The following is a 25,213-nucleotide window of genomic DNA, read 5'->3' as shown; positions in this document are numbered from 1 at the left end:
TTAATCCTCCTTACTTGATACTTCTATTAATTTTTTAAATATATTAAGCATTGATTTGTTATCTTTTCTAGCCATCATTTCTGGATGCCATTGAATACCTATAACAAAGCCTTCTTCTTTTTCTATAGCTTCTATGATTCCATCTTTTGTTCTGGCTGCCACTTTAAAGCCTGGTGCCAAATCTTTTATTGCTTGATGGTGAAAGCTGTTTGTTATGATTTTTTCTCCTAGGATACTATATAGCTTTGTTCCTTTTACAATTTCAACACTATGTCCGGCTACTTCTGGTCTGGATTCCTGCACATGTTTAATGTAACAGCCTTCTATTTGAGATAAATCTTGATAAAGAGTTCCACCTAAGGCTGCATTTAAAATTTGTATTCCTCTGCAAATACCTAATATGGGCTTGTTTAACTCTATAGCAGCTTTAATAACCATAAGATCATATTCATCACGTTCAGGACATAAAAAGCCCTGTTTTTGTGAAGGTTCTTCACCATAAATTAATGGATTAACATCAAAACCTCCAGATATTATTATAGAATCCATAGCTTCTATTTGAATTTTTACTCTTTCATAATCTGAAATTACTGGCAATATTACAGGGGTTCCGCCAGCCTTTTCAACTGATTGCACATAGTCATTATTTACATAAGCTCTTTCATATCCGGGAAACATTCCACCTTGATCAATTAGTAAATTTCCTACTATGCCTATGAGTGGTTTTTTCATAAGTTATACCTCCTAATTTTTAGTCTATAATAAACAAAAATGCATATGAGAATTATACCACAAAATGTTACTAAAAGAACAAAAATGCTTAACGCAAATGCAAAATTTAACAATAAACAAACCTAAATGTTGTAAATTTGCTTGTTGTGCAATTATTAATGCATTATTTACTGGAGAACTTTATTATTCTAAATTTGTTTCGGATTTTTCTTATAAAGACACTATGAAGGTTTTTGTATGCTATAGGTAGAATATTTTAATATTAGTGATTATGTAGAGTGTAATTAAACAAATGAATAATTGAAGCTAATCGGGAAGTAAGAAATATAAGATAATAGGGGGTAGCCATGAAAAATATATTAATTACAGGCGGAGCAAGAGGTCTTGGCAAAGAATTGATAGACGTTTATTATACAAATGGATATAATGTTTTTACTGTTGTTAGAAAGCAAGAAGATTCTGAGAAACTAAGTAAAGAATTTACCAGTCATTTTACTCCGATTGTAGCAGACTTAGTAGATGATAATTGTATTGATATAATTAAAGATAATTTAACTAAAAGTATAAATCATCTTGATATTTTAATTAATAATGCAGGTATTCCAGGAAATGCTTATAAAATTGCAGATGTAACTTCAACAGAAATGAAAGCCTTATTTGATATTCATTGCCTTGCAATAATTAGAACTACTCAAGCAACATTAGATTTATTGAAAAATTCTGAAAAACCTAAAATAGTTAATATTACATCAAGGTTAGGTTCATTAAGTGAAATGGCATCAGGAGAATTTGAAGGACGTGAATTTTCTTACTCTTATATCACATATTTTTTAAAACGTGTATTAAGTAAGCATAATACTATTTATCTTTGAAAGTTAATTTAAGTATGATATTATATATACTGTATTTTATTTGAAGAAATGAGTAAGAAAGGAGCAGCTATAATGAAAAAATACATAACCATCGCAGTTATTGCAGTATTATTTATTGGAGGACTTTGTTATTATAAATTTGCTTCTGATTTTTCTTATCTAGGCACTACAAAAGCCAATGTTACTTCTACAGAGAGTAGTGGTTCTGCATTTACCTTTACTGGTGAAAAGGGAAAGAAAATTAAGGTTTTCTGCAATTCTTCAGTTAAGAAGGGAAATTTAAAGATAGTACTTACTAATTTAAATGGGAAAGTAATAAAGAAATTTAAAACTAATGAAAATTATTGTGAACAAGTGAGTTTAAAGGATAATGGAAAATATGAGCTTTCAGTGGCTTATGATAATTTTGTTGGGAATTTTAATGTTAAATGTAGATAGGCGAAGTAGTTCAAGGAAAAAATTCGAGGCCACTGAAAAACTAAAAAACATTACTAATTTAGATATATCTGTATATTTTTGCAGGTCATTTATGTCTAAAAAGTTGTTGGAGGGCTATTAGAAGGCCTCCTAGAGCCTTACTTATTTTACCAAGTAATTTGTGCAAAAAATATGGGGACTTTTTCAGTGGCCTCAAAAATTCCTCCGTGCCTACGGAATTTTAGGCATGAATGTTTAGAATGTACTGTGGATGACCAAGAACTGTCAACTATCAACTGATTAAAGTATATAAAATATTACTTGTAAAATTATAATATTGTCTATTTTAGCCTTTCAAGTTGTCTATCTATAATAAGGAGGTGTGAACTTGGGAAATTTATTGGGTTGTCTTTGTTATTTGTTTTTGATTATTGTGTTTTTTATTGATTATCGTAAAAACAAAAAAATGTACATGCTTTTGGCAGCAATATTTATATCCATAGAGTTATTTCTTGAAACGCCACTTGCAAGCGGTATTAATAAAATTGTTAAAAATGCATTGGAAGTGATAATGTTAATACTTATGGCTGCTACTTTGTATTTACTTGTAAAGGAATACAAAGAATATAAAGAAAAGAAAAAGTAAACATACACGGGGTTTGGGATGTAATCCCATTATCCTTCTAGAATAAGATAACGGCACTTTTAATAATGAGTCATATAAATCTAAGTGATATTCCTTCGTCTCACTGTGGTACAAGGAAAAAATTCCTCCGTACCTACGGGATTTTAGGTGTGAATGTTTATAGGTATTAGTAATTTATGACGAACTAACGATATTTATATAATATTTCGTAGCAACAAATCAGCATATAGAAAGGAATAAAAATGGAACAAAATATAGAATGTAAAAAATGCGGTTGTAGTATTTTGTATAAACCATTGGGGGCCAATTTTATTATCTTTTGTCCAGATTGTAAAGAAATGATGTTTTTGGAATGTGAGTATGGTTACGGTCCTGTAACGCCATGTAAATTATATTACAGAGATAAAGTTGTTGGAGATGTTTGTACAGATGCAAAGAATAACTATATTTTAAATTCATCACTTCTTCCCACAAAGATATATTTAAAGAGTAGATATCTAGATGCATTGCATGAAGCAACTGATATAGTTCAGAAACTGATTTGATAATTTCTTTATCAGAAGAAAATAAGCATAATATGTAGTTGAGTTATTTTGCACTGTTCTTACATTATGAACCAAAAAATATTCAGATAAAAATGCTTGGAGTGAAAATTATGTTTACTATTGGAGTTTTCGGTTTTATTGTAGATGAAAAAATAGGATGTTATTATGTCATAGAACCGACAAAGCTTGTGGAATTTACCTGGTGGAGGATTAGAAAAAGGAGAAACTATTAAGTATTTCAGCCTTAATGAACTTCCAGTAAACACTGTACCAAGACATATTGATAGAATAAAAGATTTTTAATATCTTCTTCCAATACCCGTGCCTTGCATTTCGTAACTAACGCAAAATTTATTAATATAATACTTAAAGCAGATTACAGAGCACAATGAAGGTGAATTTACCTTTCGCTTTGCTTAGGTAAATCTTAGAACTTAATAGTGTCAACTGCGCTGATCACTATATTTCGTATCATGCGCAAGCATTAAGTTTAAGATTTTTCAAAGCGATAGCTGAGAAAAATCATCTATTACTGTAATCTGTACTCCGTACTCTGTGCTCTGTTAAAAAGTATTACTTCACAACATTATTAGAAACTGTTTTACTAGGTTTATAGTAGTCTCTTATCCATATCCTTATGCTTTCTATAAGTATTACTGCAATCATTACAACAAGGACTATAGATAAAACTGCTAGAATGATTTTGTTTTGTGGTATATAAGTCATAATGTTTTCAATGGCAGCACAAACAGTAGCTGTTCCTGCAAAAGCCATTGGGATTATTGTAATAGGCACATATTTGCCTTTTCCCATTTTGAAGAGCACCGATGTCCCGATGGCAAAAGCTATAGTTGCAAGCATCTGGTTTGCTGTACCAAATAATGGCCATATGGTTGAAATATTTCCTGTGTATAGTAGATATCCCCATGTAAGAGACATAAGTCCGCTGAAGAATATAACATTAAACCATGAATTTTTATTGCTAAATGGTTTATACACTTTCCCAAGTAAATCTTGAAGAAGATATCTCCCTATCCTAGTACCAGAATCAATTGTAGTTAATATAAAGAGTGCTTCAAACATTATGCAGAAATGATACCAGTAAGACATAAGACTCTTTAAGCCTGGGATTTTATAAAATACATATGACATGCCAACTGCCAGTGATACAGAACCACCAGGTCTTCCAGCAAGATTTTCACCAACGAGGTGAGATAGCATTGGAAGTTCTTTAGGTATCATATTTAGTTTTGCAAATAGAGCAGGAGTTGAGTTAATTGCAAAATAATCTGAAGTAGGTAAAACTGTTGCTGCAATTAATGCCATAAGAGCTATAAAAGATTCAATAAGCATTGAACCAAAACCTATTGGAAGAATGTCTTTTTCATTGTTTATAAGTTTTGGAGTAGTGCCTGTACTTATGAGTGCATGAAAGCCAGATAAAGCACCGCAGGCAATTGTTATAAATAAAAAGGGAAATACTTTGCCAGGTATTATAGGCCCTCCACCATTAACGAATTTAGTTACAGCAGGCATTTGCAGAGTAGGTCTTACAAATATTATTCCAATAACAAGTGCACCTATGACTCCTAATTTCATATATGTGCTTAAGTAATCTCTAGGTAAAAGTAAAAGCCATACAGGAAGTGCAGCAGCGAGAAAACCATACAGAGCAAGTATTAAAGACAATTGCTTTGCATTAAAAGTAAGCAAATTTCCCAGAAAAGTATGTTGTATGGATGGTCCAAGGTAAACGCCTAAAAGAATTAAAAGCATGCCTATTACTGTGGCTTCTGCTATTTTACCAGGTCTTATAAATTTTAAATAAATACCTATAAATATTGCAACTGGTATTGTAAACCCAACAGTAAAAGTACCCCAGGGACTGTTATAAAGCGAATTTACTATAGGAAGCCCAAGACCAGCCATAGTTATAATGAGTATGAATATTACAGAAATTGATGTTATAAAGCCCATTTTTTCGCCTAAAGTATCTCGTGCAATTTCTGCTATTGATTGTCCATCATGTCTTACTGAAGCAAATAATAAAACCATATCGTGAACTGCTCCAGCGAGTACACCACCTATAAGTATCCAAAGTGTACCTGGAAGGTATCCAAATTGTGCCGCAAGTACAGGACCTATTAATGGTCCAGCACCTGCAATAGCTGCAAAATGGTGGCCAAGTAAAACCCATTTGTTTGTTGGTACGTAATCTCTTCCATCATTATGAACCTTTGATGGTACCTCTTTTGTTCCGTCAAGTACAAGAACCTTTGATGCTATAAAATAACCATAAAGCCTATAACCTATAATGAGTACTAATGCACCTATGATTACGAGAACAATTGAATTCATAGAATCACTCCTTAAGTGTATTTTGTTATACTGTTATAATACAATGTCTACGTTTACAAAGGAATGATAGTAGGCTGAAATTACAAAATTAAAAGCTTATATGCATAAAATAAGCCTTGATTGACACATAAAAATGCAATAATATAAAAATATAGGGGAGATGTAAATGCTTTATATAAGATTGTTACAAAATATGGCTGTTATAGCTCTTGCTGCATATTTATATAATCAGCTTAATTTATTTAGGAACTTTGTAAAAAAAGAGAGAAGTTTTAAAGATAAAATAGTGATGATTGTATTTTTTAGTACTCTTTCTATTCTTGGAACCTACATGGGGATAAATGTTGGAAGAGATGCTTTGGCAAATACACGACCTATAGGAGCCATAACGGCTGGGTATATAGGTGGACCTTTTGTTGGAACAGCGGTCGGAGTTATAGCAGGAGTTCACAGATATTTTAATGGAGGGGCAACTGCGCTTGCTTGTGGTATTTCTACTATTGCTGAAGGAGTTATAGGAGGAATTTTTGGAAGGTTTTCTAAGAATAATCAAATTAAACCTAGAACTGCTTTTGTGGCTGGTGCTGCAGCAGAAGCAGCTCAAATGATAATTATAATTTTTATTACAAAGCCGTACTCATATGTAATTAATTTGGAAAAGGTTATTGCTGTGCCAATGATACTTATAAATTCAGTTGGAACTGCTATATTTGTAAACATAGTGAAAAATGCTATGGATGATTACAATAAGTTAGAAGCTATTCAAGCTCAAAAAGCTTTAAATATAGCAAAAAAGACGCTTGAATATACTAAAAAAGGTCTTGATAATGAAACATCTGTTAAGATATCAGAAATTTTATGCAAAATGGCAAGCGTGAGTGGTGCTGTTGTGTGGAGCAAAAATGGAGTCTTTTCTTATTATGGAGAGAAGATTGATGAAAGTAATTTAAAGCACAAAATTGAAAAGCTTTATTTAAAGTCAGATGAAACTATGAATTCAATTGTGAATGTGGGAAAAAACTATGAGTTCTTTTTTGCACCTATAATTATAAATAATGAGATTGATGGGGTTATTGGAATGGAACTTAAAAATTCTAAAAGTGCAAATGAATATTTTGTTGAATTTTTAAATGAACTTAGCAGCCTTTTATCCATGCAAATAGAGCTGTTTCAGTTAAATGAAAAGGTTAGAATTTTAAATTCTTCGGAAATTAAAGCTTTAAGAGCACAAATTGAACCGCATTTTTTATTTAATACCTTGAATACTATATCTTCATTTTGTAGAACAAATCCTTTAAAAGCAAGAGGACTTATAATTGATTTGTCAAATTACTTTAGGCAGTCCCTTAATAAGGGAGAGTTTGTAGAATTAGATGAAGAAATAGAAATGCTTAAATCGTACATAGCTATAGAAAAAGCAAGATATGGTGACAGACTTAATGTGGTTTTTCACATAGAAAAAGGCTTAGAACGTTTTAAAATTCCTTCTTTTATAATTCAACCTATTATAGAAAATTCTATAAAGCATGGTGTTTTAAAAAAGGCTGATGGTGGAAATGTCGTTGTGGCGGCTGAAAAGGAAATTGCATTTATAAAGTTTACTATAAGCGACAACGGGATTGGAATGACAACTGAAAGATGCAAGGAAGTTATAAATAATTGGCCAGGCACTGGGCTTAGAAATGTAAATTCTAGATTAAAGCTGATATATAACAGCAATAAGGGTCTTGAAATTTCAACTTCTGAAGGTAAGGGGACAAAGGTTTCATTTAAAATGCCTATTGGGGAGGTTCATAAGTGTGAATAAAATAAAATGCGTATTAGTTGAGGATGAAGTTCCAGCTATGGACGAACTTCAATTTATACTGGATAAGTATGATGATATTGAAGTTGTTAATAAATTTTATGATGGAAAAACTGCTTTTTCTTTTATAAGGAAAGAGCTTGCAGATGTGATTTTTCTTGATATCAATATTCCGGTATTAAATGGAATGAAGCTGGCAAAGCTGATTAAAGAATTTAATGAAGACATTGCTATAATATTTGTTACTGCTTATGACAAATATGCAATATCTGCTTTTGAGCTAATGGCACTTGATTATATCCTAAAACCCTTCGATGAAAGTAGAATTGGAAAGACAATTCAAAGAATAAGAAAGTACATGCAATCTAAGGAAAATAATATTAGTAATATAGAGGATGAGATAGAACATATTATAAAAAAATATGATAAGAAGAGTGTTTCGAGCATTAATAAAATACCATGTATTAATAATGGTAAAATTATGCTTATAGATACGGGCGATATATTTTTCTGCTATATAGAGAATGATAAAACCTGTGTAAAATTGGACAACAAAATTTATACAACAACAAATACCCTAAGTGAAATTGAAGAAGAAACAGGTTTTTTTAGGACGCACAGAAGTTATCTTGTAAATTTAAATAAAGTTACAGAAATATACTCATGGTTTAATGGAACCTACAAGTTAATAATGAATGACATCAATAAATCCGAAGTTCCCGTAAGCCGCGCCCACGTAAAAGAATTCAAAAGAAGAGTACACATATAGCGTTTGTGCTTCAGCACATGTGATTAATGAAACTAGATATATCACAATTGTTATACAGAATAAAAATACACCTACTCCTAATAATATAGCGTTTGCGCGCCAGCGCATTTGATTAATGAAACTAGATGCAAGACGATGTTATACAAAACAAAGATACATCCACTCTTAATAATATAGCGTTTGTGCTTCAGCACATGTGATTAATAAAACGATAATAAACAAATATTAAAGGATAGTAATATTTCCATATTTTGTTTATTGTCATTATCACTTTAAATCCACCGTCTTACTTTGCTTTTGTAAATCAGATATTCCTTGCCGAATTTATCCTTAAGCACTTTTTCTTCAAATTTTATATACCACTGATCTGTTATTACCACAAAAGCAATAACTATAATAAACGGTGTAATACTGCCTAATATAATTGAAACACCTACAAGTATCTGAACTAAACCTAGATACATAGGATTTCTGGATATTTTATATATTCCATTTGTGACTAAAGTACTTGGCTCACTAAAGGTCATTTCTGTGGTATTTGCTATTTTAAATATATTTGACCCGGCAAAATCAATCCATATTCCAATTAAAATGAAAAGAATGCCTAGAAGATTTATAGGGTAATCAATTACTTTAAGAAAAGGAATTAATATATGAAGTAAACACATTGTACCTATACAAATCAAAAGTAAGGTTGGTGGCAAAATACGTTTCACAATTATCCCTCCTAGTTATGGTATAATTTGAATTCACTTTCATTAGCTTTGCTTTTATAATTAATTTGAACTTCCTTAATTAGTAGTAAGACCACCATCTATATTGAATATACTTCCTGTCGTCCATGATGACTGGTCAGAAGCTAGATAAACTGCTATACCACTCAGTTCATATGCATTTCCCATACGGCCTAGAGGATAAATTGTACTAATCAATTCCTGAATTTTCATTTTAGCTTGTTCTGATGCTCCCTCAAGTGCAGTCTTTACTTTTGAAGTAGCTACATTTCCAGGTGCTATTGCATTTACACGTATTCCATGCGGACCTAATTCGTATGCTAAAGTTTTTGTGAAAGCATTTATAGCTGATTTGGTCATCGAATATACACTTGATGGATATCCTGGCAAAGTTCTTTGGGCATGAAAAGATGAAATGTTGATAATACTGGCTTTGTTTTTCTTTAATGCTGGAAGAAGTCCTTGAGTTAGAAAGAAGGGTGACTTTACGTTTAAATCAAAAAGATGGTCAAAACCCTTTATATCAACATGATTAAAAGGAACAAATTCAGCCTCACCAGCGTTATTTACAAGAATATCGATATCGTGAAAAGAATCTATAATCATGCTAGTTAATTCCTGCAATTTCTCGCATTTCGATAAATCATGAGATATTATTTTTATACTTACACCATATTTAGATAGCTCTTGTAATGCTTTATCAAGCTTATTCTTATTTCTTCCTACGAGTAAAATATCTGCACCATTTTCTGCAAAAGACTTTGCAATAGCATATCCAATACCATCACTGCCTCCTGTAATAATCGCTTTTTTTCCTTTTAGTAATTTCATATTATCATTCTCCTTTTAAATTTGTTATTATTTGTTTGACTATAAGTGCTCATAAAAAATATTAGTCATAGGAATATTTTTTTATATTTTTAACTGAACGTTTGGTTAAATAAAACTATAAAAAAAATTATTCTTTGAATTTATGTGATTTTATATGAGTATTAGCAAATGCATCCATAAAATATTCAAAAAGCTTGTTTTCATCATATTTAAAGTATTCACACCATTTATCCTTTAACGTGATAAAAGAAATAATAGGTATCATGCCTGTGAAGAATTCATAAACAATATATTTTTGAAGATCTTCATCAAGTAATTTTTCTACTTTTGCTTTTTTAAGATTGCTGTCTAATTCTTTTTTTATAATGATTTCTAAACACCGTATGAAATAATCTGTATTGTTTCCACTCTTCAAAGTTTCCATAAAGAGAATAGATAAAATTCTTTTTTTATCAGATAAATACTGAATTTCACTTTTGATTTTATCTTCTAAGCTTTCCCCAGCTAAACCAGTTATAGAATCTACATGTTCATCCATATCGTTTATGATTTTTTTGAATAGAGACTCCATAATATCATTTTTATCCTTAAAATGATAATATATCGAGGCTTTATTAATACCTGCATTTTTGGCAATTTTGTCTACACCTGTTCCATCGAAACCATCTTCCGAGAATAGCTTTTCAGCAACTTGTAGAATACGTTCTTTTGTAATATCTCCATCAGTTTTAGGCATATAATCATCCTTTTATATTTTATTAACCAAACGTTCGGTTAATAAAAATGATATAATAGAATAATATCTTTGTCAATATTTAATCTGGAATTTTATTGAAGAAAATCTTCCAATATAGGTTTAGGAGAAGCTCATTAAATTATTTTTTATAGAATTTATGTGAAGAGTAATTTTTTGTGTGTTTAATATTATTCCATTCATTCCTTGGGGTTTAATATCTTCTTCCATTACATTTATAAAGAAGCTAAATAACAAAATAAGAAGGTATTGCTATATTATATGAGGAATACTTGAATATTAGTGATTATGTAGTGGTAATTATATATAAATGGGAGTTTTAGGAATGGAACAGTCAATTGAAATAATGAAAAATCGTATAGTAAACATTTTACTTAATAATAACCCTTCAATATATCTTTATGGTTCAATTGTACTTGAGGATTTTAAAATTGGATGGAGTGATATTGATATATTGTGCCTAACAGAAACAAAAATTTCTGTTACACAAGCAAAACAATTGCTTAACTTAAGACAAGAACTTTTAAATGAGTATAAAAATAATTTGTATTTTCGATCATTTGAAGGTGGCTTTTTAACGCTTGAGACATTTATTAATGATATTCACGATACAGTTGTATATTGGGGTACGAGTGGTCAAAGAATAACAGATAAATACTATTTTGACCCTTTTTCCATGATAGAGTTAATTGAGCATGGAAATTTGTTGTATGGTAATGAAGTAAGAGACAGATTTATCTATCCTACAAAAGAAGAAATTATAGAAGCCGTTTCAAAACATTATGAGATGATAAGAAAATTTGCGGTTGTAACAGAAAGAAATTTATATTCAGCAGGTTGGCTTTTGGATATTGCAAGATGTATTTATACACTTAAGACAGGTAAAATAATTTCTAAGACAAAGGCGGGAAAATGGGTTTTAGATAACAATTTAATTCCAGATGCTGATATAATGGAAAAGGTTATAAAAATTAGGGAAGAGCCTAATAGATATAAAAATAATAATGAATTTATGAATTGTTTAGGAACTCTTGGAAGTTATGTTCAGAACTTTGCTGATGTTTTAGAGAAAGAAATTTCATTAGCAAAGTTAGAATAGTTTTTAATTTGCATTATTCAGTAATTTAGAAATATGAAATGTGGCTGTTGCACTAAATATATTCAGTCATAATTTAAGGCTATGTTTTAATATAATGTTAAAATATAGCTTTAAAAATTATAAGTGGAATTGTCCACCTATAATGCTGAATATAACAAAAGTTTGAAATGCCTCGCCTATAAATTGGAGTTTGTTTACGTAGTTTCCAATAATGTTAAAGCATTACCACAAGGGTCTGTAATTTTAAATTCTTTTCCTCCCCATTTATTCTCATCCCATATCCAAATTCTAGTCCCATTTTCTCCAAAGCCAAGTTCGTACCATCATAATTGCCATAACCTTCGCTTAATACAGGTAGTTCAATAATATCCTTATAAAAATGAACCATGCTTTTCATATCTTTTGGTGAAAGATTTATACCTCCAAAACTTTTGATCATCAATATATCCGCCTCAAATTCATTTTTTCTTGATACGTAATAGCGTGGGGCTGTCGCACTAAAAATTGTTAAATCATGATTTATTTGAATTGCTAACTCTTTTCTTGTATATTCGTGGCTTTTAAAAATTCTACTTGAAGTTTTGGCTATTTTAATTCCTCCTTTAATAATCACTTGGAGCGTTGTCTAATAAATTTTTAGATAATTTAAAAGGCGATATCGTAACTTGCGATTCAATATATACTGGTTTGGCTTGTTTGGTTGCTGGGTCTATAAGCATTATCCATGTGGCATCTACATTCTCAGCTTTATATAATCCGTTTGGGTCAGCTTGTGGTAATGTTACATCATCTGAATGGTTTGTTTCTGAATTTTTTGCAACTCTTTTAGGATTTGTGTATTCAGTACCATTGTGTATTCAGTACCATAAGGCAACCCATATCCCATCGCTTCACCTAAATAAGTGAATTTACCTGTCATTTCATTTTTAGTATACGCATAAGTAATTAAGTTGCTATCGTCACAATCTTCCATTATAGTTTTCATCATTGATTTCTCATAAAAATTCTTTATGTTTGGCATACCTAGCTTAGAACTAGATTGTTTTTGCAATTGTTCTGTTTGTTCTGCTTGCTTATCATCATTAGATTTATCACATCTTGTAAATCCTATAACCCATATAATTAAAACTCCTGCTAATATTAAACCTATTACTCTTTTTTTATTCATCTTTCATTCCTCCAATTATTTTATATTGTCGTTTCTAACATCTATAAGAAACTGCTTTAAATCTTGGTTCTTAATTTTATTCTCATCAAAATTAGAAAATTCCTCATTAATATGAGATATTATAGCGTGTCTCGCTGTACTATCAGTGGTTTGTGCTAGTTCTAATTTATATTTTGATAAATCCTGAATCATTCCATCTACATACCCTTTTGAAGCATGAAATTTATCTGTTTCCGAACTACTAACATCAACTCCAACCGTACGATTATATATTGCTTGTATTTCTCCTGTTGCAAATCCTAGCCCTGTTAGTACTATAAATATTAAAATTCCTATACCAAATATTTTTAATTTACTCATTTTACTTCTCCTTCATTATTTGATTATTATTTAAGAATAGAGTTTTATGTCTATTCTTAAATATATTTTATTCCTTAATTCTTTGTATTACGAATCTATCTTTATATATCAATATTAAAATGCAATTTTCAAAAAGTAACTAAAAACGCTCCTAAATTTAGACATACTTTCAGTTGTTCCAGATATTTTTAAAATCACTTGTGTTTTAACACTTACCTTACTCGTACATATGCCCTCGTCCAATGACACATATATTTTCATTACTCTTTTTTAAGTAGTCTACCATACTATTAATATACTTCTTAGCAAACCATGATTGAGGAAAATGTAAATCGGTATAGTGGTACTTTGTGCTATTATCACACTTAATTACTACCGTTGGGCAACTGCCTCTGGAGAGTACAATAAACACTATTTCTTTTATGTCTGCTATATTGACTCTCTTAGTTGTAGAAATTTTTTTTATTTCTACATAATTTTCTGTTATAGTAATATAAATTTTATTTTTAAATAAATAATATGCTAACACAGTATAGTAGGCAGTAAACATTAAGCATAAGAGTAATATAATAAATGTAATACATACTTCTAAAGTATTATCACTATCGGTTAATACAAATATTATCAATGCCGAAAAAATAGCTGAAAATAATACTGGAAAAATAGCTCTGTATTTATTAGCTGGATAAATGGTATATTTAAATGTTTGGCTAAATTTAAACTGTTCATTTGTATCAAGCCACCAATTCATATTTTTGCCACTAAATTTATATATTTTTTCAAGTAATACCCTAGAGGGTTCCCTCAAACCAGTCTCTAGCTGGCCTATAATTTCTTTTGATAAATCTAATTTCTTGCCTAAATCCTTTTGTGTAAGTCCTAATTCTTTTCTATATCTTTTTAACTTGTTTGAAAACAATACAACCACTCCTACCAATAGTTACGACGCATTTTATTCAAATTATGATTAAATATATTTAGTGGACAGCCCCTTTTAATAACATTTATTATAACATAATTTGCCACCATGTACTTTGTCCTCTGCTAAAAAACTATTGCTATAATATTTACTACGCCTTATTATAATTATGTAATATAACATGGGAGCTTAATAAAATGATTGATGAAAAAGAACAAAGACTATATGATATTCTAGAAAGTTTAAAAATTGAATATGTAAGATACGAGCACAAAGCAGTATATACTGTGGAAGAGGCAGATAAATTAAAGATAAATATAAAAGGAAAGCTGTGCAAGAACTTGTTTTTGAAAAATAGCAAAGGTGATACTCATTACCTTTTTGTTTTAGAAGAAACCAAAAGGGCTGATTTAAAGCTTCTATCAAAACAAATAGGAAGTTCACGCTTATCTTTTGCCTCAGAGGAAAGGCTGGCTAAATATTTAGATTTAAAAAAGGGAGCTGTAACTCCTTTTGGTATAATAAATGATAAAGAAAGTTCTGTTATAATTTTAATAGATAAGGATTTAGTAGGTGATCATCTTGTGAACTTTCATCCTAACGTGAATACAGCAACAATTGGTGTTTTGTACGAGGATTTTGAGAAGTTTATTAAGTGGCACGGAAATAAATTTATTTATGTAGAAACTTGATCCAGTTCACAATTCACAATGCACAGTTCACAGTGAAGGAGGATTTTTCTCCATTGTCACTGCGAAAAATCTAAAACTTAATGCTTGCGCATGGCGTAAGTATAGTATTCAGCGCAGCTGATACTATTAAGTTTTAAGATTTACCTAAGAGAAACGAAAGGTAAATCATCTTTAACTGTGAATTGTGAACTGTGCACTGTGAACTGAAAAGGGGGTTCCATTTTGAAGCCATTACCAGATAGAATTAGACCGGAAAAATTTGAAGATGTTTTTGGTCAAGAGCATATACTTGGAGAAGGAAAAATACTCCATAGGATTTTAAAAAGTAAGATGATACCAAACATGATTTTTTATGGACCGCCGGGGACTGGAAAAACTACGGTAGCAAATATAATTGCAAGTAAGACAAATAAAAAATTATATAAGCTTAATGCCACTACAGCATCTTTAAGTGATGTAAAGGAAGTGATTGAAAGCTTAAATACTTTAATGGCAAGAGATGGGGTGTTGCTTTATCTCGATGAAATTCAAAATTTCAATAAAAAGCAGCAGCAGTCTCTTCTTCAATTTATGGAAAATGGCAGTATTACTTTAATTGCAAGTACAACTGAAAATCCGTATTTTTATGTGTACAATGCCATTTTAAGTAGATCCATAATATTTGAATTTAAACCTCTTAAAAATGAGGATATTGTTAAGGCCATGAAAAGAGCTTTAGAAATAGTTCAAAGTGAATTTGAAAACACGGTTATAAATATAGAGGAAGAAGCTTTAGAATACTCTGCAAATGTAAGTGGAGGAGATATAAGAAAAGCTTTAAATTCTCTTGAAATAGCTATTTTTTCAACGCCAAAGGATGAAGATGGAAATATAAATGTAGATATAAATATAATGAAGGAATGCACTCAGAAAAATATATTTAAATATGATAAAAATGGTGATAATCACTATGATATTTTAAGTGCCTTTCAAAAATCAATACGTGGAAGTGACCCTGATGCAGCTTCACTATACCTTGCCATGCTCATTAAAGGTGGAGATTTAAAGTCAATATGCAGGAGACTCCTCGTAATAGCAGCAGAGGATATAGGCCTTGCATATCCACAGGCTATTTCAATAGTTAAGGCATGTACAGATGCAGCGCTTGAAATTGGTTTTCCAGAAGCAAGAATTCCGCTTTCAGAGGCAACAATACTCCTTGCAACAGCTCCAAAATCAAATTCTGCAATAAAGGCAATAGATGCAGCACTTTCTGAGCTTGATACTACAAACCTTGGAGAACTTCCAGTGTATTTGCGGGATGGTCATTATGAAGGTGCAAAGGCGCTTGGCAGGATGCAAAATTACAAATATCCATATGCTTATAAAAATAATTATGTAAAGCAGCAGTATTTACCGGATAAGGTTAAGGATAAAAAGTACTATATTTATGGTGAAAACAAGCTAGAACAGGCCTCTAAAAATTATTGGGATAGGATAAAAGGAACAAATAATGAGTGAAGATAATAAGATAAAAATATCAATAAGAAATCTTGTGGAATTTGTAATGAGAAGTGGAAGCATTGACAATAGATTTCAAGGAATGGGAAGGGCTCTAGAAGGAACTAAAATTCATGGAAAATTTCAAAGAGAAAACAAAAAGCTCTATGAAGGCATAGAAAATTGTAAATATTCAAAGGAAGTTTATTTGAAGTATGAAACTGAATATAAGGGTGTAAAGTTCTTGATTGATGGCCGTGCAGATGAAATAATAGAGGAAGAAAATAGAGTTATTATAAATGAAATTAAAAGTACGGGAAGATCACTTGAATCTATTGATGAGAACTATAATGAACTTCACTGGGCTCAGGCAAAGTGCTATGGATATATGTATTCTGAAGAAAAAAAACTAGATAATGTAAATATAAGACTTACATATATAAATGCAGACAGCTATGAAAATAAACAATTTGAAGAAGTTATGTCCCATTCTAAACTTAAGGAATATTTTTTTGATATTTTAGATAAATACATAGTATGGGCTCATTTTATACAATACTGGACAGCAAAAAGAAACTCCTCTATGAAGGAATTTAAATTTCCATTTCATGAGTATAGAAGTGGTCAAAGAGAACTAGCAGTGCGTGTATATAAAGCTGTACAAAAGGAGAAAAAAGCGTTTATAAAAGCACCTACAGGCATAGGAAAAACTATGTCAGTTATATTTCCAGCAGTTAAAGCCATGGGAGAAGAAATAAATGAAAGAATTTTTTACCTTACCGCTAAGGGCACCCATGGAAAAGCACCAGAGGCAGCACTGGAATTTATGAGGAGCAAGGGGCTTAAGGTTAAATCAATTACAATAACCTCAAAGGAAAAAATATGTTTTAATGATAAGGTTTCCTGCAATCCAGAAGGCTGCGAATTTGCCAAAGGACATTATGACAGGGTAAATGAAGCTATTTTAGACATTATAAATAATGAAGATAATTTTGCAAGGGGCGTAATAGAAGAGTATGCAAAAAAGTATAAATTATGTCCATTTGAATTTTCTCTGGATTTAACACTTTGGTCTGACATTATAATATGTGATTATAACTATGTATTTGATCCTGCTGTGTATTTAAAGAGATTTTTTTCAGAAAATGGAGGAAATTATACCTTTTTAATTGACGAGGCACATAATCTTGTGGACAGAGCAAGGGACATGTTTTCAAAAGAGCTTTTAAAAAGTACGGTTATGAGCTTAAAAAAGAATATCAAAAATAAAAAGAGCAAAATTTATAAGGTGCTGGATAACATAAACAAAGTATTCATAAGCATAAGGAAATCAGCAGAAGAAAAAAACACTGTAGTTAGCGCGGAAATTCCTGATGATTTGTTAAGGTACGTATATAAATTTACGGTAATATGTGAAGAGTGGCTTATTCAAAATTCTAAGGATGAAATATATGAAGATGTACTTCAATTTTATTTCGACTGCATTTCCTTTATTAGAATAGCAGAATTTTATGATGATAAATTTGTTTTTTATGGTGAAAAGTTTAAAAATGAATTTAAAGTAAAGCTTTTCTGCTTGGATCCTTCAAAACTTATCTCCGAAGCTTTAAAGAGAGGTAAAAGTGCTGTGTTTTTTTCTGCAACCTTAGAGCCTTTAAATTATTATAAAGAAATGTTTGGAGCAAATGATGAAGACTATGCTATATCCTTGAAATCACCTTTTCCTAGTGAAAATAAATGCGTCCTAATTGGAAATAGAATTTCAACTAAATATGTGAATAGGGAAAAGAGCTATAAGGCTATTGCAGAGTATATAAATTCTATGGTAAGTGAAAAGATTGGAAATTACATGGTGTTTTTTCCTTCTTATAAATATATGAATGAGGTTTATTCTATATTTTTAGATGAATATAGTCATAATACAATAATTCAAAATAATAGTATGGATGAAGCAGCAAGGGTAGAATTTATTGATAAGTTTAATAATAAAGAGGATGAAGAGGTTATTGGTTTTTGCGTCATGGGTGGAGTTTTCTCAGAAGGCATTGACCTTGCACATGATAAACTCATTGGAGCCATAATAGTTGGTGTTGGACTTCCGCAAATATGCATGGAAAGAGATCTAATTAAGGAATATTTCAATAAAAAGAATAATTTTGGATACAAATATGCATATATGTATCCAGGAATAAATAAAGTGCTTCAATCAGCGGGAAGGGTAATAAGAACAGAAAACGATAGGGGGATTATTATGCTTTTAGATGAAAGGTTTGGTACCAATGAGTATATCAGTTTATTTGAAAAAGACCTTTATTTTTATCATTATGTTAAAAATAAAGGGGAAATAGAAAAAAATGCGAAAAATTTTTGGGAACACATTTAAAAATGCAAGTTTAGTATTGAAAAATTTCATTTTAAGATTATAATAAAAACTATAGCATTTTTATTAATAAATATACAGGTTATTTTATGAATTATTATAATTTTTTTCGTAATAGAATATAAAATTATATAGATATGTAGGTTAGGGGGCTTAAAAATGATAAAAAATACGGGGTTGCCTGAAAAGCAGGGACTATATGATCCAGCCTTTGAAAGAGACAATTGTGGTATTGGATTTATAGCAAGTATTAAAGGTGAAAAAACTCACAGTATTGTAAAAAAGGGAATTGAGATTTTAGTAAATCTTACACATAGAGGTGCTGTAGGGGCAGATACAAAGACAGGTGATGGTGCTGGAATAATGCTTCAAATTCCAGATGAATTTTTTAGAATTACCTGTGATAATTTAGGTATAGAACTTCCGGAAGAAGGGAAATATGCAGTTGGAATGGTGTTCTTACCTAAAGAAATAGCACTCTCAAATCAATGTGAAGGAATTCTCGAAAGAGCAGTTGAAGAAGAAGGACAAAAAGTTTTAGGCTGGAGAGAGGTTCCAAGAGACAACAGATCAATAGGACAAACAGCTAAGGGAAGCGAACCTATTATAAAGCAATTTTTTATAGGCAGCAACTGTGACAGTCAAGTTGAATTTGAAAGAAAACTCTATATAATAAGAAAAAAATCTGAAAGTGAAGTAAAAAGACTAGTTGAAAGAAGTACAGAATACTTCTATATTTGTAGTCTTTCAAGCCGTACAATAGTGTACAAGGGACTTTTACTTGCAGAACAAATAAAAAGCTTTTATATGGATTTAAATGATATAAACTTTAAAAGTGCTATAGCACTAGTTCATCAAAGATACAGTACAAATACCTTCCCAACTTGGGATCTTGCACAACCATTTAGATTTTTAGCTCATAATGGTGAAATTAACACTATAAGAGGAAATAGAAACTGGATGAATGCAAGAGAAGGTGTTTTGAAATCAACTACTTTGGGTAAAGAGATTTCAAAGCTATTCCCAATAATAAATCCAAAGGGCAGTGATTCTACTTCTCTTGATAATGTGTTTGAACTTCTTGTAGCCGATGGAAGAACACCAGCTGAAGCACTTATGATGCTTATTCCTGAAGCATGGGAAAACAATAAGGAAATGGAAGACTGGAAGAAAGCCTTTTATGAATATCAAGGTACCTTAATAGAACCATGGGATGGACCAGCAGCAGTTTCCTTTACTGATGGAGTTCAAGTTGGAGCAGTTCTTGATAGAAATGGACTTAGACCTGCTAGATACGTTATAACTAAAGGCGGAGTAGTTGTACTTGCTTCAGAAACAGGAGTTCTTAATTATGCACCTGAAGAAATAGCTTGCAAAGGAAAGCTTAAGCCAGGAAAGATGTTCCTAATAGATACGAGCCAGGGAAGAATAATAGATGACTCTGAAATAAAGAAAAAAATATGCTGCAGCAAAGAATATAAAGAAGTAATAGAAAAAAATAAATTTACACTTGATGATTTTGCTGCTGATGAAATAAATAAAGCTAATAATGAAGATGTGCTAAAAGAAAAGCAGCAGGCCTTTGGATATACTATGGAGGATTTAAAAATTCTTATAGGACCTATGGCTGAGACGGGAAAAGAGCCTGTAGGTTCAATGGGTAACGATGCTCCTCTTGCAGTTTTATCAAATAGACCACAAGTTCTTTTTGCATACTTTAAACAGCTTTTTGCTCAGGTTACAAATCCACCTATTGATCCTATAAGAGAAGAGCTTGTAACTTCACTTAAAAATTACATTGGATCACAGGGGAATATACTTAACAAGGAAGCTAGTGAAAATCCATTTATTGAGATAGAAGAACCAATACTTTCTGATGCAGAAATGAGCAAAATAAAAAATCTTAGAAACAAGGATTTTAGAACTACAACTATACCTATTACTTTTAAATATGATACAGGTGTTGAAGGTTTTAAAGAAGCAGTTCGTGGAATATGTGAAAGAGCTTCTCTTAGAATTAAGGAAGGCTTCAATATAATTGTTTTAAGCGATAAAAATATGGATTCTTATGAAGCAGCAATACCTAGCCTTCTTGCAGTTTCAGCAGTTCAGCATCATCTTATAAGAGAAAAAACACGTACAAAGGTATCTATTATAGTTGAAACAGGAGAAGCAAGAGAAACAATGCACTTTGCACTTTTAATAGGCTATGGTGCTACAGCAGTTAATCCTTATATTGCTTTTGAAACTATAAGTGAGCTGGTTAAGGACAAGGAAATACAAGGCGTTGATGAGAAAAAAGCAGTAGACAACTACCTAAATGCAATAAATCATGGACTTCTTAAGATTTTATCAAAAATGGGAATATCAACACTTAGAAGTTATCATGGAGCTGAAATTTTTGAAGCAATTGGATTAAGCAGCGAATTTACAAATAAATATTTTGAAGGAACTCCTTCTAGAATTGAAGGTATAGGCATAGAAGAGGTAGCTAAAGAAGTGCTTATAAGACACGAAAATGCCTTTAATAAAATAAGGAAGCCTGTTTCTGTACTTGATGTTGGAGGACAGTATAAATGGAGAAAAAATGGTGAATTCCATCTTTTTAATCCTGAAACAATATATAAACTTCAGGTTTCAGCTAGAAATAAAGACTACAAATTGTTTAAAGAATATACAGGTGCAGTAAATAATCAAGACAAGGAATTATGTACTATAAGAGGATTATTTAAATTTAAGGACTTAAATCCTATTCCAATTGAGGAAGTTGAACCTGTAAATGAAATATTAAAGAGATTTTGTTCTGGAGCTATGTCCTTTGGTTCTATAAGCAAAGAGGCACATGAAACAATAGCTATTGCAATGAATAGAATTGGCGGAAAAAGCAACTGTGGAGAAGGCGGAGAAGATAACGAAAGATATAAGAAGGACCCTAATGGTGACTTACGAAGAAGTGCTATTAAGCAGATAGCTTCTGGTAGATTTGGAGTTACTACAGAATATCTTGTAAATGCAGATGAACTTCAAATAAAAATGGCACAGGGTGCAAAACCAGGAGAAGGCGGTCAGCTTCCAGGTAAAAAAGTAGATGAAAACATTGGTAGAGTTAGACATTCAACACCTGGTATAGATCTTATTTCACCACCACCTCACCATGATATATATTCAATTGAAGATTTAGCACAGCTTATATTTGATCTTAAATGTGTAAATCCTTCTTCAAGAGTAAGTGTAAAGCTTGTTTCAGAAGTAGGCGTTGGAACAGTTGCAGCTGGAGTTGCAAAGGCACATGCAGATTCAATACTAATAAGTGGTCATGATGGAGGAACAGGTGCAGCACCATTATCTTCAGTAAAACATGCGGGTATTCCTTGGGAACTTGGATTATCTGAAACGCAGCAAGTACTTCTTTTAAATGGTCTTAGAAGCAGAGTTGTACTTCAAACAGATGGACAATTAAAAACAGGAAGAGATGTTGTAGTAGCAGCACTTCTTGGAGCTGAAGAATATGTATTTGCAACAACACTTCTTGTAGTAATGGGATGTACAATGCTTAGAAAATGTCATTCAAATACTTGTGACATGGGAATAGCAACTCAAGATCCTGAGCTTAGAAAGAGATTTAAAGGAAAACCAGAATATATTATTAACTTCCTTACATTTATAGCACAGGAAGTAAGAGAATATATGGCACAGCTTGGTTTTAGAAGTATAAATGAGATGATAGGTAGAGTGGATAAATTAGATACTAAGGATGCCGTAACTCATTGGAAAGCAAAGAAATTAGATTTCTCAAATATACTATATAAGCCTGATATGCCTAAGAGAATTAAACCTTACTGCACTGTACCGCAGAATCATGGTCTTGATAAATGCATGGATTACAAGCTTATAGAAATTGCAAAGGAAGCTCTTAATGACAAGAAGAGTGTAGTTGGAAATTTTGAAATAAAAAATGTAGATAGAGCAGTTGGAGCAATGCTCAGTGGTAAGATAGCAAAATTATATGGTGAAGCAGGACTAGAAGAGGATACTATTAAATATTACTTCACAGGTTCAGCAGGTCAAAGCTTTGGTGCTTTTGGAATGAAGGGACTTACCCTTGCACTTGAGGGAGATGCAAATGATTATGTAGGAAAAGGTCTTTCTGGTGGAAAGATAATAATAAAAACTCCTAAAGCTGCTACTTACAAGCAGGATGAAAATGTAATAGCTGGAAACACTATTATGTATGGTGCAACAAGTGGAAAAGTATTTATAAATGGACTCGTAGGTGAGCGTTTTGCAGTTAGAAACAGTGGAGCATATGCAGTTGTTGAAGGTGTAGGAGACCACGGCTGCGAATATATGACTGGTGGTGCAGTTGTTGTTATAGGAAAAACTGGCAGAAACTTTGCAGCTGGTATGAGCGGTGGACTTGCTTTTGTACTTGATGAAAAAGGTGACTTTACTTCAAAATGTACTAATGAAATTATTGAAATTACACCTGTAGATAATGCTGAGGATGAGAAAATGTTATATAACCTTATAAAGGAACATTATGATTATACTGAAAGTGTTAAGGCTAAGGATATCATAGATAATTGGGATGAATATAAACCAAAGTTCAAGAGAGTTATACCTACAGCTTATAAGCTTATTTTAGAAGCAGCCAGACAAAAATCTGTGGCAGCAGACATGTAGTGGGAGGTGCAGAGATGGGAAAAGCAACTGGATTTAAAGAATATAAAAGAGAAGTTTCTATTAAACGTCCTGTAAATGTAAGAATAAAGGATTATAAAGAAGTGTATGAAAGATTAAATGAGGATGGCATAAAAACCCAAGCAGCAAGATGTATGGACTGTGGAATACCTTTCTGCTCATGGGGATGTCCGCTCGGAAATTTAATACCTGATTTTAATGATATGGTATATAAAAATGAATGGAAAAAGGCTTATGAGAGAATTTCTCTTACAAGCAACTTTCCGGAATTTACAGGAAGAGTTTGCCCTGCACTATGTGAAGGTTCCTGTACCCTTGGCTCAAATTCTGACTCTGTTTCAGTTGAAGAAATAGAGTATGCAATAATAGAAAGAGCATATAAAGAAGGCTGGGTTAAACCGCAGCAGCCAAAGGTTAGAACTGGAAAGAAGGTAGCTGTTATAGGTTCGGGTCCAGCAGGACTTGCAGCTGCAGCAGAGCTTAATTCTGTAGGTCACTTAGTAACTGTATTTGAAAGAGCAGATCAAATTGGTGGACTTTTAAGATATGGAATTCCAGATTTTAAACTTGAAAAGAATGTTATAGATAGAAGACTTGACATAATGAAAAAATCTGGCATAGAATTCAAAACTTCTGTAAATGTTGGCTTTGACGTGGATATAAAAGACATTTTAAAGGAATTTGATAGTGTGCTTTTAACTGGTGGTTCTACTATACCAAGAGACCTTAAGGTTGAAGGAAGAGAACTTCAAGGAATTCATTTTGCTGTAGATTATTTAAAACAGCAGAACATGAGAAACTCTGGAATAAAAATAGATGAAGAAGAAATTACTGCAAAGGATAAGGTAGTTGTAGTTGTAGGTGGTGGAGATACAGGCTCTGACTGCATAGGAACAGCTGTAAGACAGGGAGCTAAAAAGGTATTACAATATGAAATAATGCCTAAGGCACCAGTTAAAAGAGACAAGACTATGCCATGGCCACTTTTCCCTAGAACCTTTAAAACAACATCTTCTCATGAAGAAGGCTGTACAAGAGAATTCTGCGTTTCAACTAAAAAGGTTGATGGCAAGGATGGACACATTGATACTCTTCATGGCGTTAGGGTAGAATGGAAGAAAGATGATACTGGAAGAATGACTATGGAAGAAGTAACAGGCAGCGAATTTTCAGAACATGTTGACTTAATTCTTATAGCAATGGGCTTTGTACATCCTCAGCATGAAGGAATTATAAATGACCTTGGCTTAAAGCTTGACGGAAGAGGAAATGTCGTTATAGATGAAAAGCATATGACTAGCGTAGAAAAAGTATTTTCTGCTGGTGATATGAGAACTGGACAATCTCTTGTTGTTCATGCAATGCACGACGGAAGACAAGCAGCAAAAGCTATTGATGAATACTTAATGGGAGAAACCTCACTAATAGGATAAATGCGAAGTAACAATGCTTCGTTGCATAAACCAATAGGGGTTTGGGCGTTTAGCCCATGTGATTCTTAAACTAGATAAAAGCATTTTCTTAAATAATCCTATAAATCTAAGGCAAGAAAATCATAAAATCCTAAGATATTTCAATAACTCGCTGAAAGAATGCTCAAACAAATTGAAATATCTAAGCATTTTATGATTTTTGCCAAGATTTATTAGGATTTTTTAGGCATCTGAAAGAAAATAACAAGTCTATATTGTGAGATAATTTTGTGTAATACGAGGAAACTGGTTCCGCTAATACTAGCCAGTCTTAGCGGGTTTAGTTGACGAAATATTACGCAAAATTAACCACTAGATGGACCTGTTATTTTTTTGAAGATGTCGTGAATCGTTCCTTCAGCATTGTTATTTCGCCCTACGCTAGTGCAAGGAAAAAATTCCTCCGTACCTACGGAATTTTGGCGTGAATGTTTATAGTACATTTTATCATTGCTTTTTAATATACGAAACATTAATGTTT

22 protein-coding genes are annotated in these 25,213 nt (G+C 31.8%); 13 read left to right on the top strand and 9 right to left on the bottom strand.

The features are described 5' to 3' along the window. Positions 1 to 732, bottom strand: a complete 732-nt coding sequence (locus ACJDT4_RS06050) for a gamma-glutamyl-gamma-aminobutyrate hydrolase family protein (protein WP_406786645.1) — start codon at positions 730 to 732, stop codon at positions 1 to 3. Positions 733 to 1,079: 347 nt separating this feature from the next. On the opposite strand from ACJDT4_RS06050, the gene ACJDT4_RS06045 reads away from it, so the two are divergent. The 5 genes from ACJDT4_RS06045 (at position 1,080) to ACJDT4_RS06025 (ending at position 3,445) form a co-directional block, all read left to right on the top strand. Beyond that, positions 1,080 to 1,604 (top strand): SDR family NAD(P)-dependent oxidoreductase, encoded by a 525-nt coding sequence (locus ACJDT4_RS06045; RefSeq protein WP_406786644.1) that lies wholly within the window; start codon positions 1,080 to 1,082, stop codon positions 1,602 to 1,604. 72 nt (positions 1,605 to 1,676) lie between these two features. Beyond that, positions 1,677 to 2,042, top strand: a complete 366-nt coding sequence (locus ACJDT4_RS06040) for a hypothetical protein (protein ID WP_406786643.1) — start codon at positions 1,677 to 1,679, stop codon at positions 2,040 to 2,042. A gap of 367 nt (positions 2,043 to 2,409) precedes the next feature. Next, positions 2,410 to 2,667 (top strand): hypothetical protein, encoded by a 258-nt coding sequence (locus ACJDT4_RS06035; protein ID WP_406786642.1) that lies wholly within the window; start codon positions 2,410 to 2,412, stop codon positions 2,665 to 2,667. Between the two features lie 242 nt (positions 2,668 to 2,909). Next, positions 2,910 to 3,212, top strand: a complete 303-nt coding sequence (locus ACJDT4_RS06030; RefSeq protein WP_406786641.1) for a hypothetical protein — start codon at positions 2,910 to 2,912, stop codon at positions 3,210 to 3,212. Between the two features lie 110 nt (positions 3,213 to 3,322). Further along, on the top strand, positions 3,323 to 3,445 hold the full coding sequence (locus tag ACJDT4_RS06025; protein ID WP_406786640.1) for a hypothetical protein: 123 nt from the start codon (positions 3,323 to 3,325) through the stop codon (positions 3,443 to 3,445). A gap of 340 nt (positions 3,446 to 3,785) precedes the next feature. Here ACJDT4_RS06025 and ACJDT4_RS06020 read toward each other — a convergent pair whose 3' ends face one another. Beyond that, entirely contained in the window at positions 3,786 to 5,570 is a 1,785-nt protein-coding gene (locus ACJDT4_RS06020; protein ID WP_406786639.1) for a carbon starvation CstA family protein, read from the bottom strand. Between the two features lie 166 nt (positions 5,571 to 5,736). On the opposite strand from ACJDT4_RS06020, the gene ACJDT4_RS06015 reads away from it, so the two are divergent. After that, the gene (locus tag ACJDT4_RS06015) at positions 5,737 to 7,377 is read left to right on the top strand and encodes a LytS/YhcK type 5TM receptor domain-containing protein (RefSeq protein WP_406786638.1); all 1,641 of its coding nucleotides are present in this window, start codon (positions 5,737 to 5,739) and stop codon (positions 7,375 to 7,377) included. Then, positions 7,370 to 8,143: a LytR/AlgR family response regulator transcription factor gene (locus ACJDT4_RS06010; protein WP_406786637.1), complete on the top strand. Its 774-nt coding sequence runs from the start codon at positions 7,370 to 7,372 to the stop codon at positions 8,141 to 8,143. The genes ACJDT4_RS06015 and ACJDT4_RS06010 overlap by 8 nt, the downstream gene beginning before the upstream one ends. A 272-nt stretch (positions 8,144 to 8,415) precedes the next feature. Here ACJDT4_RS06010 and ACJDT4_RS06005 read toward each other — a convergent pair whose 3' ends face one another. The 3 genes from ACJDT4_RS06005 to ACJDT4_RS05995 form a co-directional block, all read right to left on the bottom strand. Next, positions 8,416 to 8,859 carry a methyltransferase family protein gene (locus ACJDT4_RS06005; protein ID WP_406786636.1) on the bottom strand — a complete coding sequence of 148 codons (444 nt, stop codon included), beginning with the start codon at positions 8,857 to 8,859 and terminating at the stop codon, positions 8,416 to 8,418. Between the two features lie 75 nt (positions 8,860 to 8,934). Next, positions 8,935 to 9,708 carry an SDR family NAD(P)-dependent oxidoreductase gene (locus ACJDT4_RS06000; protein ID WP_406786635.1) on the bottom strand — a complete coding sequence of 258 codons (774 nt, stop codon included), beginning with the start codon at positions 9,706 to 9,708 and terminating at the stop codon, positions 8,935 to 8,937. Positions 9,709 to 9,835: 127 nt separating this feature from the next. Further along, complete coding sequence (locus tag ACJDT4_RS05995) at positions 9,836 to 10,444, bottom strand: TetR/AcrR family transcriptional regulator (RefSeq protein ID WP_406786634.1); 609 nt, start codon at positions 10,442 to 10,444, stop codon at positions 9,836 to 9,838. Between the two features lie 343 nt (positions 10,445 to 10,787). Here ACJDT4_RS05995 and ACJDT4_RS05990 point away from each other — a divergent pair, with 343 nt between their 5' ends. Next, positions 10,788 to 11,561, top strand: a complete 774-nt coding sequence (locus ACJDT4_RS05990; protein WP_406786633.1) for a nucleotidyltransferase domain-containing protein — start codon at positions 10,788 to 10,790, stop codon at positions 11,559 to 11,561. Between the two features lie 214 nt (positions 11,562 to 11,775). Here the strand turns inward: ACJDT4_RS05990 and ACJDT4_RS05985 are convergent, their stop codons facing one another. The 4 genes from ACJDT4_RS05985 to ACJDT4_RS05970 all read right to left on the bottom strand — a co-directional run bounded on the left by ACJDT4_RS05985 (position 11,776) and on the right by ACJDT4_RS05970 (position 14,008). Next, positions 11,776 to 12,174, bottom strand: a complete 399-nt coding sequence (locus ACJDT4_RS05985; RefSeq protein ID WP_406786632.1) for a hypothetical protein — start codon at positions 12,172 to 12,174, stop codon at positions 11,776 to 11,778. A 168-nt stretch (positions 12,175 to 12,342) separates the two neighbouring features. Next, the gene (locus tag ACJDT4_RS05980) at positions 12,343 to 12,729 is read right to left on the bottom strand and encodes a hypothetical protein (RefSeq protein ID WP_406786631.1); all 387 of its coding nucleotides are present in this window, start codon (positions 12,727 to 12,729) and stop codon (positions 12,343 to 12,345) included. 15 nt (positions 12,730 to 12,744) lie between these two features. Further along, on the bottom strand, positions 12,745 to 13,089 hold the full coding sequence (locus tag ACJDT4_RS05975) for a hypothetical protein (protein WP_406786630.1): 345 nt from the start codon (positions 13,087 to 13,089) through the stop codon (positions 12,745 to 12,747). A 217-nt stretch (positions 13,090 to 13,306) separates the two neighbouring features. Continuing rightward, positions 13,307 to 14,008, bottom strand: coding sequence for a helix-turn-helix transcriptional regulator (locus ACJDT4_RS05970; RefSeq protein WP_406786629.1), 702 nt, complete (start codon positions 14,006 to 14,008; stop codon positions 13,307 to 13,309). A gap of 197 nt (positions 14,009 to 14,205) precedes the next feature. Between ACJDT4_RS05970 and ACJDT4_RS05965 the strand changes: the two genes are divergently transcribed. From ACJDT4_RS05965 to ACJDT4_RS05945, 5 genes are all read left to right on the top strand, one after another. Further along, positions 14,206 to 14,700, top strand: coding sequence for a prolyl-tRNA synthetase associated domain-containing protein (locus ACJDT4_RS05965; RefSeq protein ID WP_406786628.1), 495 nt, complete (start codon positions 14,206 to 14,208; stop codon positions 14,698 to 14,700). A 222-nt stretch (positions 14,701 to 14,922) separates the two neighbouring features. Then, entirely contained in the window at positions 14,923 to 16,200 is a 1,278-nt protein-coding gene (locus ACJDT4_RS05960; RefSeq protein WP_406786627.1) for a replication-associated recombination protein A, read from the top strand. Next, positions 16,193 to 18,562 (top strand): ATP-dependent DNA helicase, encoded by a 2,370-nt coding sequence (locus ACJDT4_RS05955; protein WP_406786626.1) that lies wholly within the window; start codon positions 16,193 to 16,195, stop codon positions 18,560 to 18,562. Before ACJDT4_RS05960 ends, ACJDT4_RS05955 begins: the two co-directional genes overlap by 8 nt. A 156-nt stretch (positions 18,563 to 18,718) precedes the next feature. Then, positions 18,719 to 23,242, top strand: coding sequence for a glutamate synthase large subunit (gene gltB, locus ACJDT4_RS05950; RefSeq protein ID WP_406786625.1), 4,524 nt, complete (start codon positions 18,719 to 18,721; stop codon positions 23,240 to 23,242). Between the two features lie 14 nt (positions 23,243 to 23,256). Next, the gene (locus ACJDT4_RS05945) at positions 23,257 to 24,693 is read left to right on the top strand and encodes a glutamate synthase subunit beta (protein ID WP_406786624.1); all 1,437 of its coding nucleotides are present in this window, start codon (positions 23,257 to 23,259) and stop codon (positions 24,691 to 24,693) included. Positions 24,694 to 25,213 lie beyond the last annotated feature (520 nt).

The organism is Clostridium neuense (assembly GCF_045310695.1).
GTDB lineage: Bacteria > Bacillota > Clostridia > Clostridiales > Clostridiaceae > Clostridium_S > Clostridium_S neuense.
Note: the sequence above shows the minus strand (reverse complement) of the source record. Positions and strands in the feature narration are given on the sequence as shown.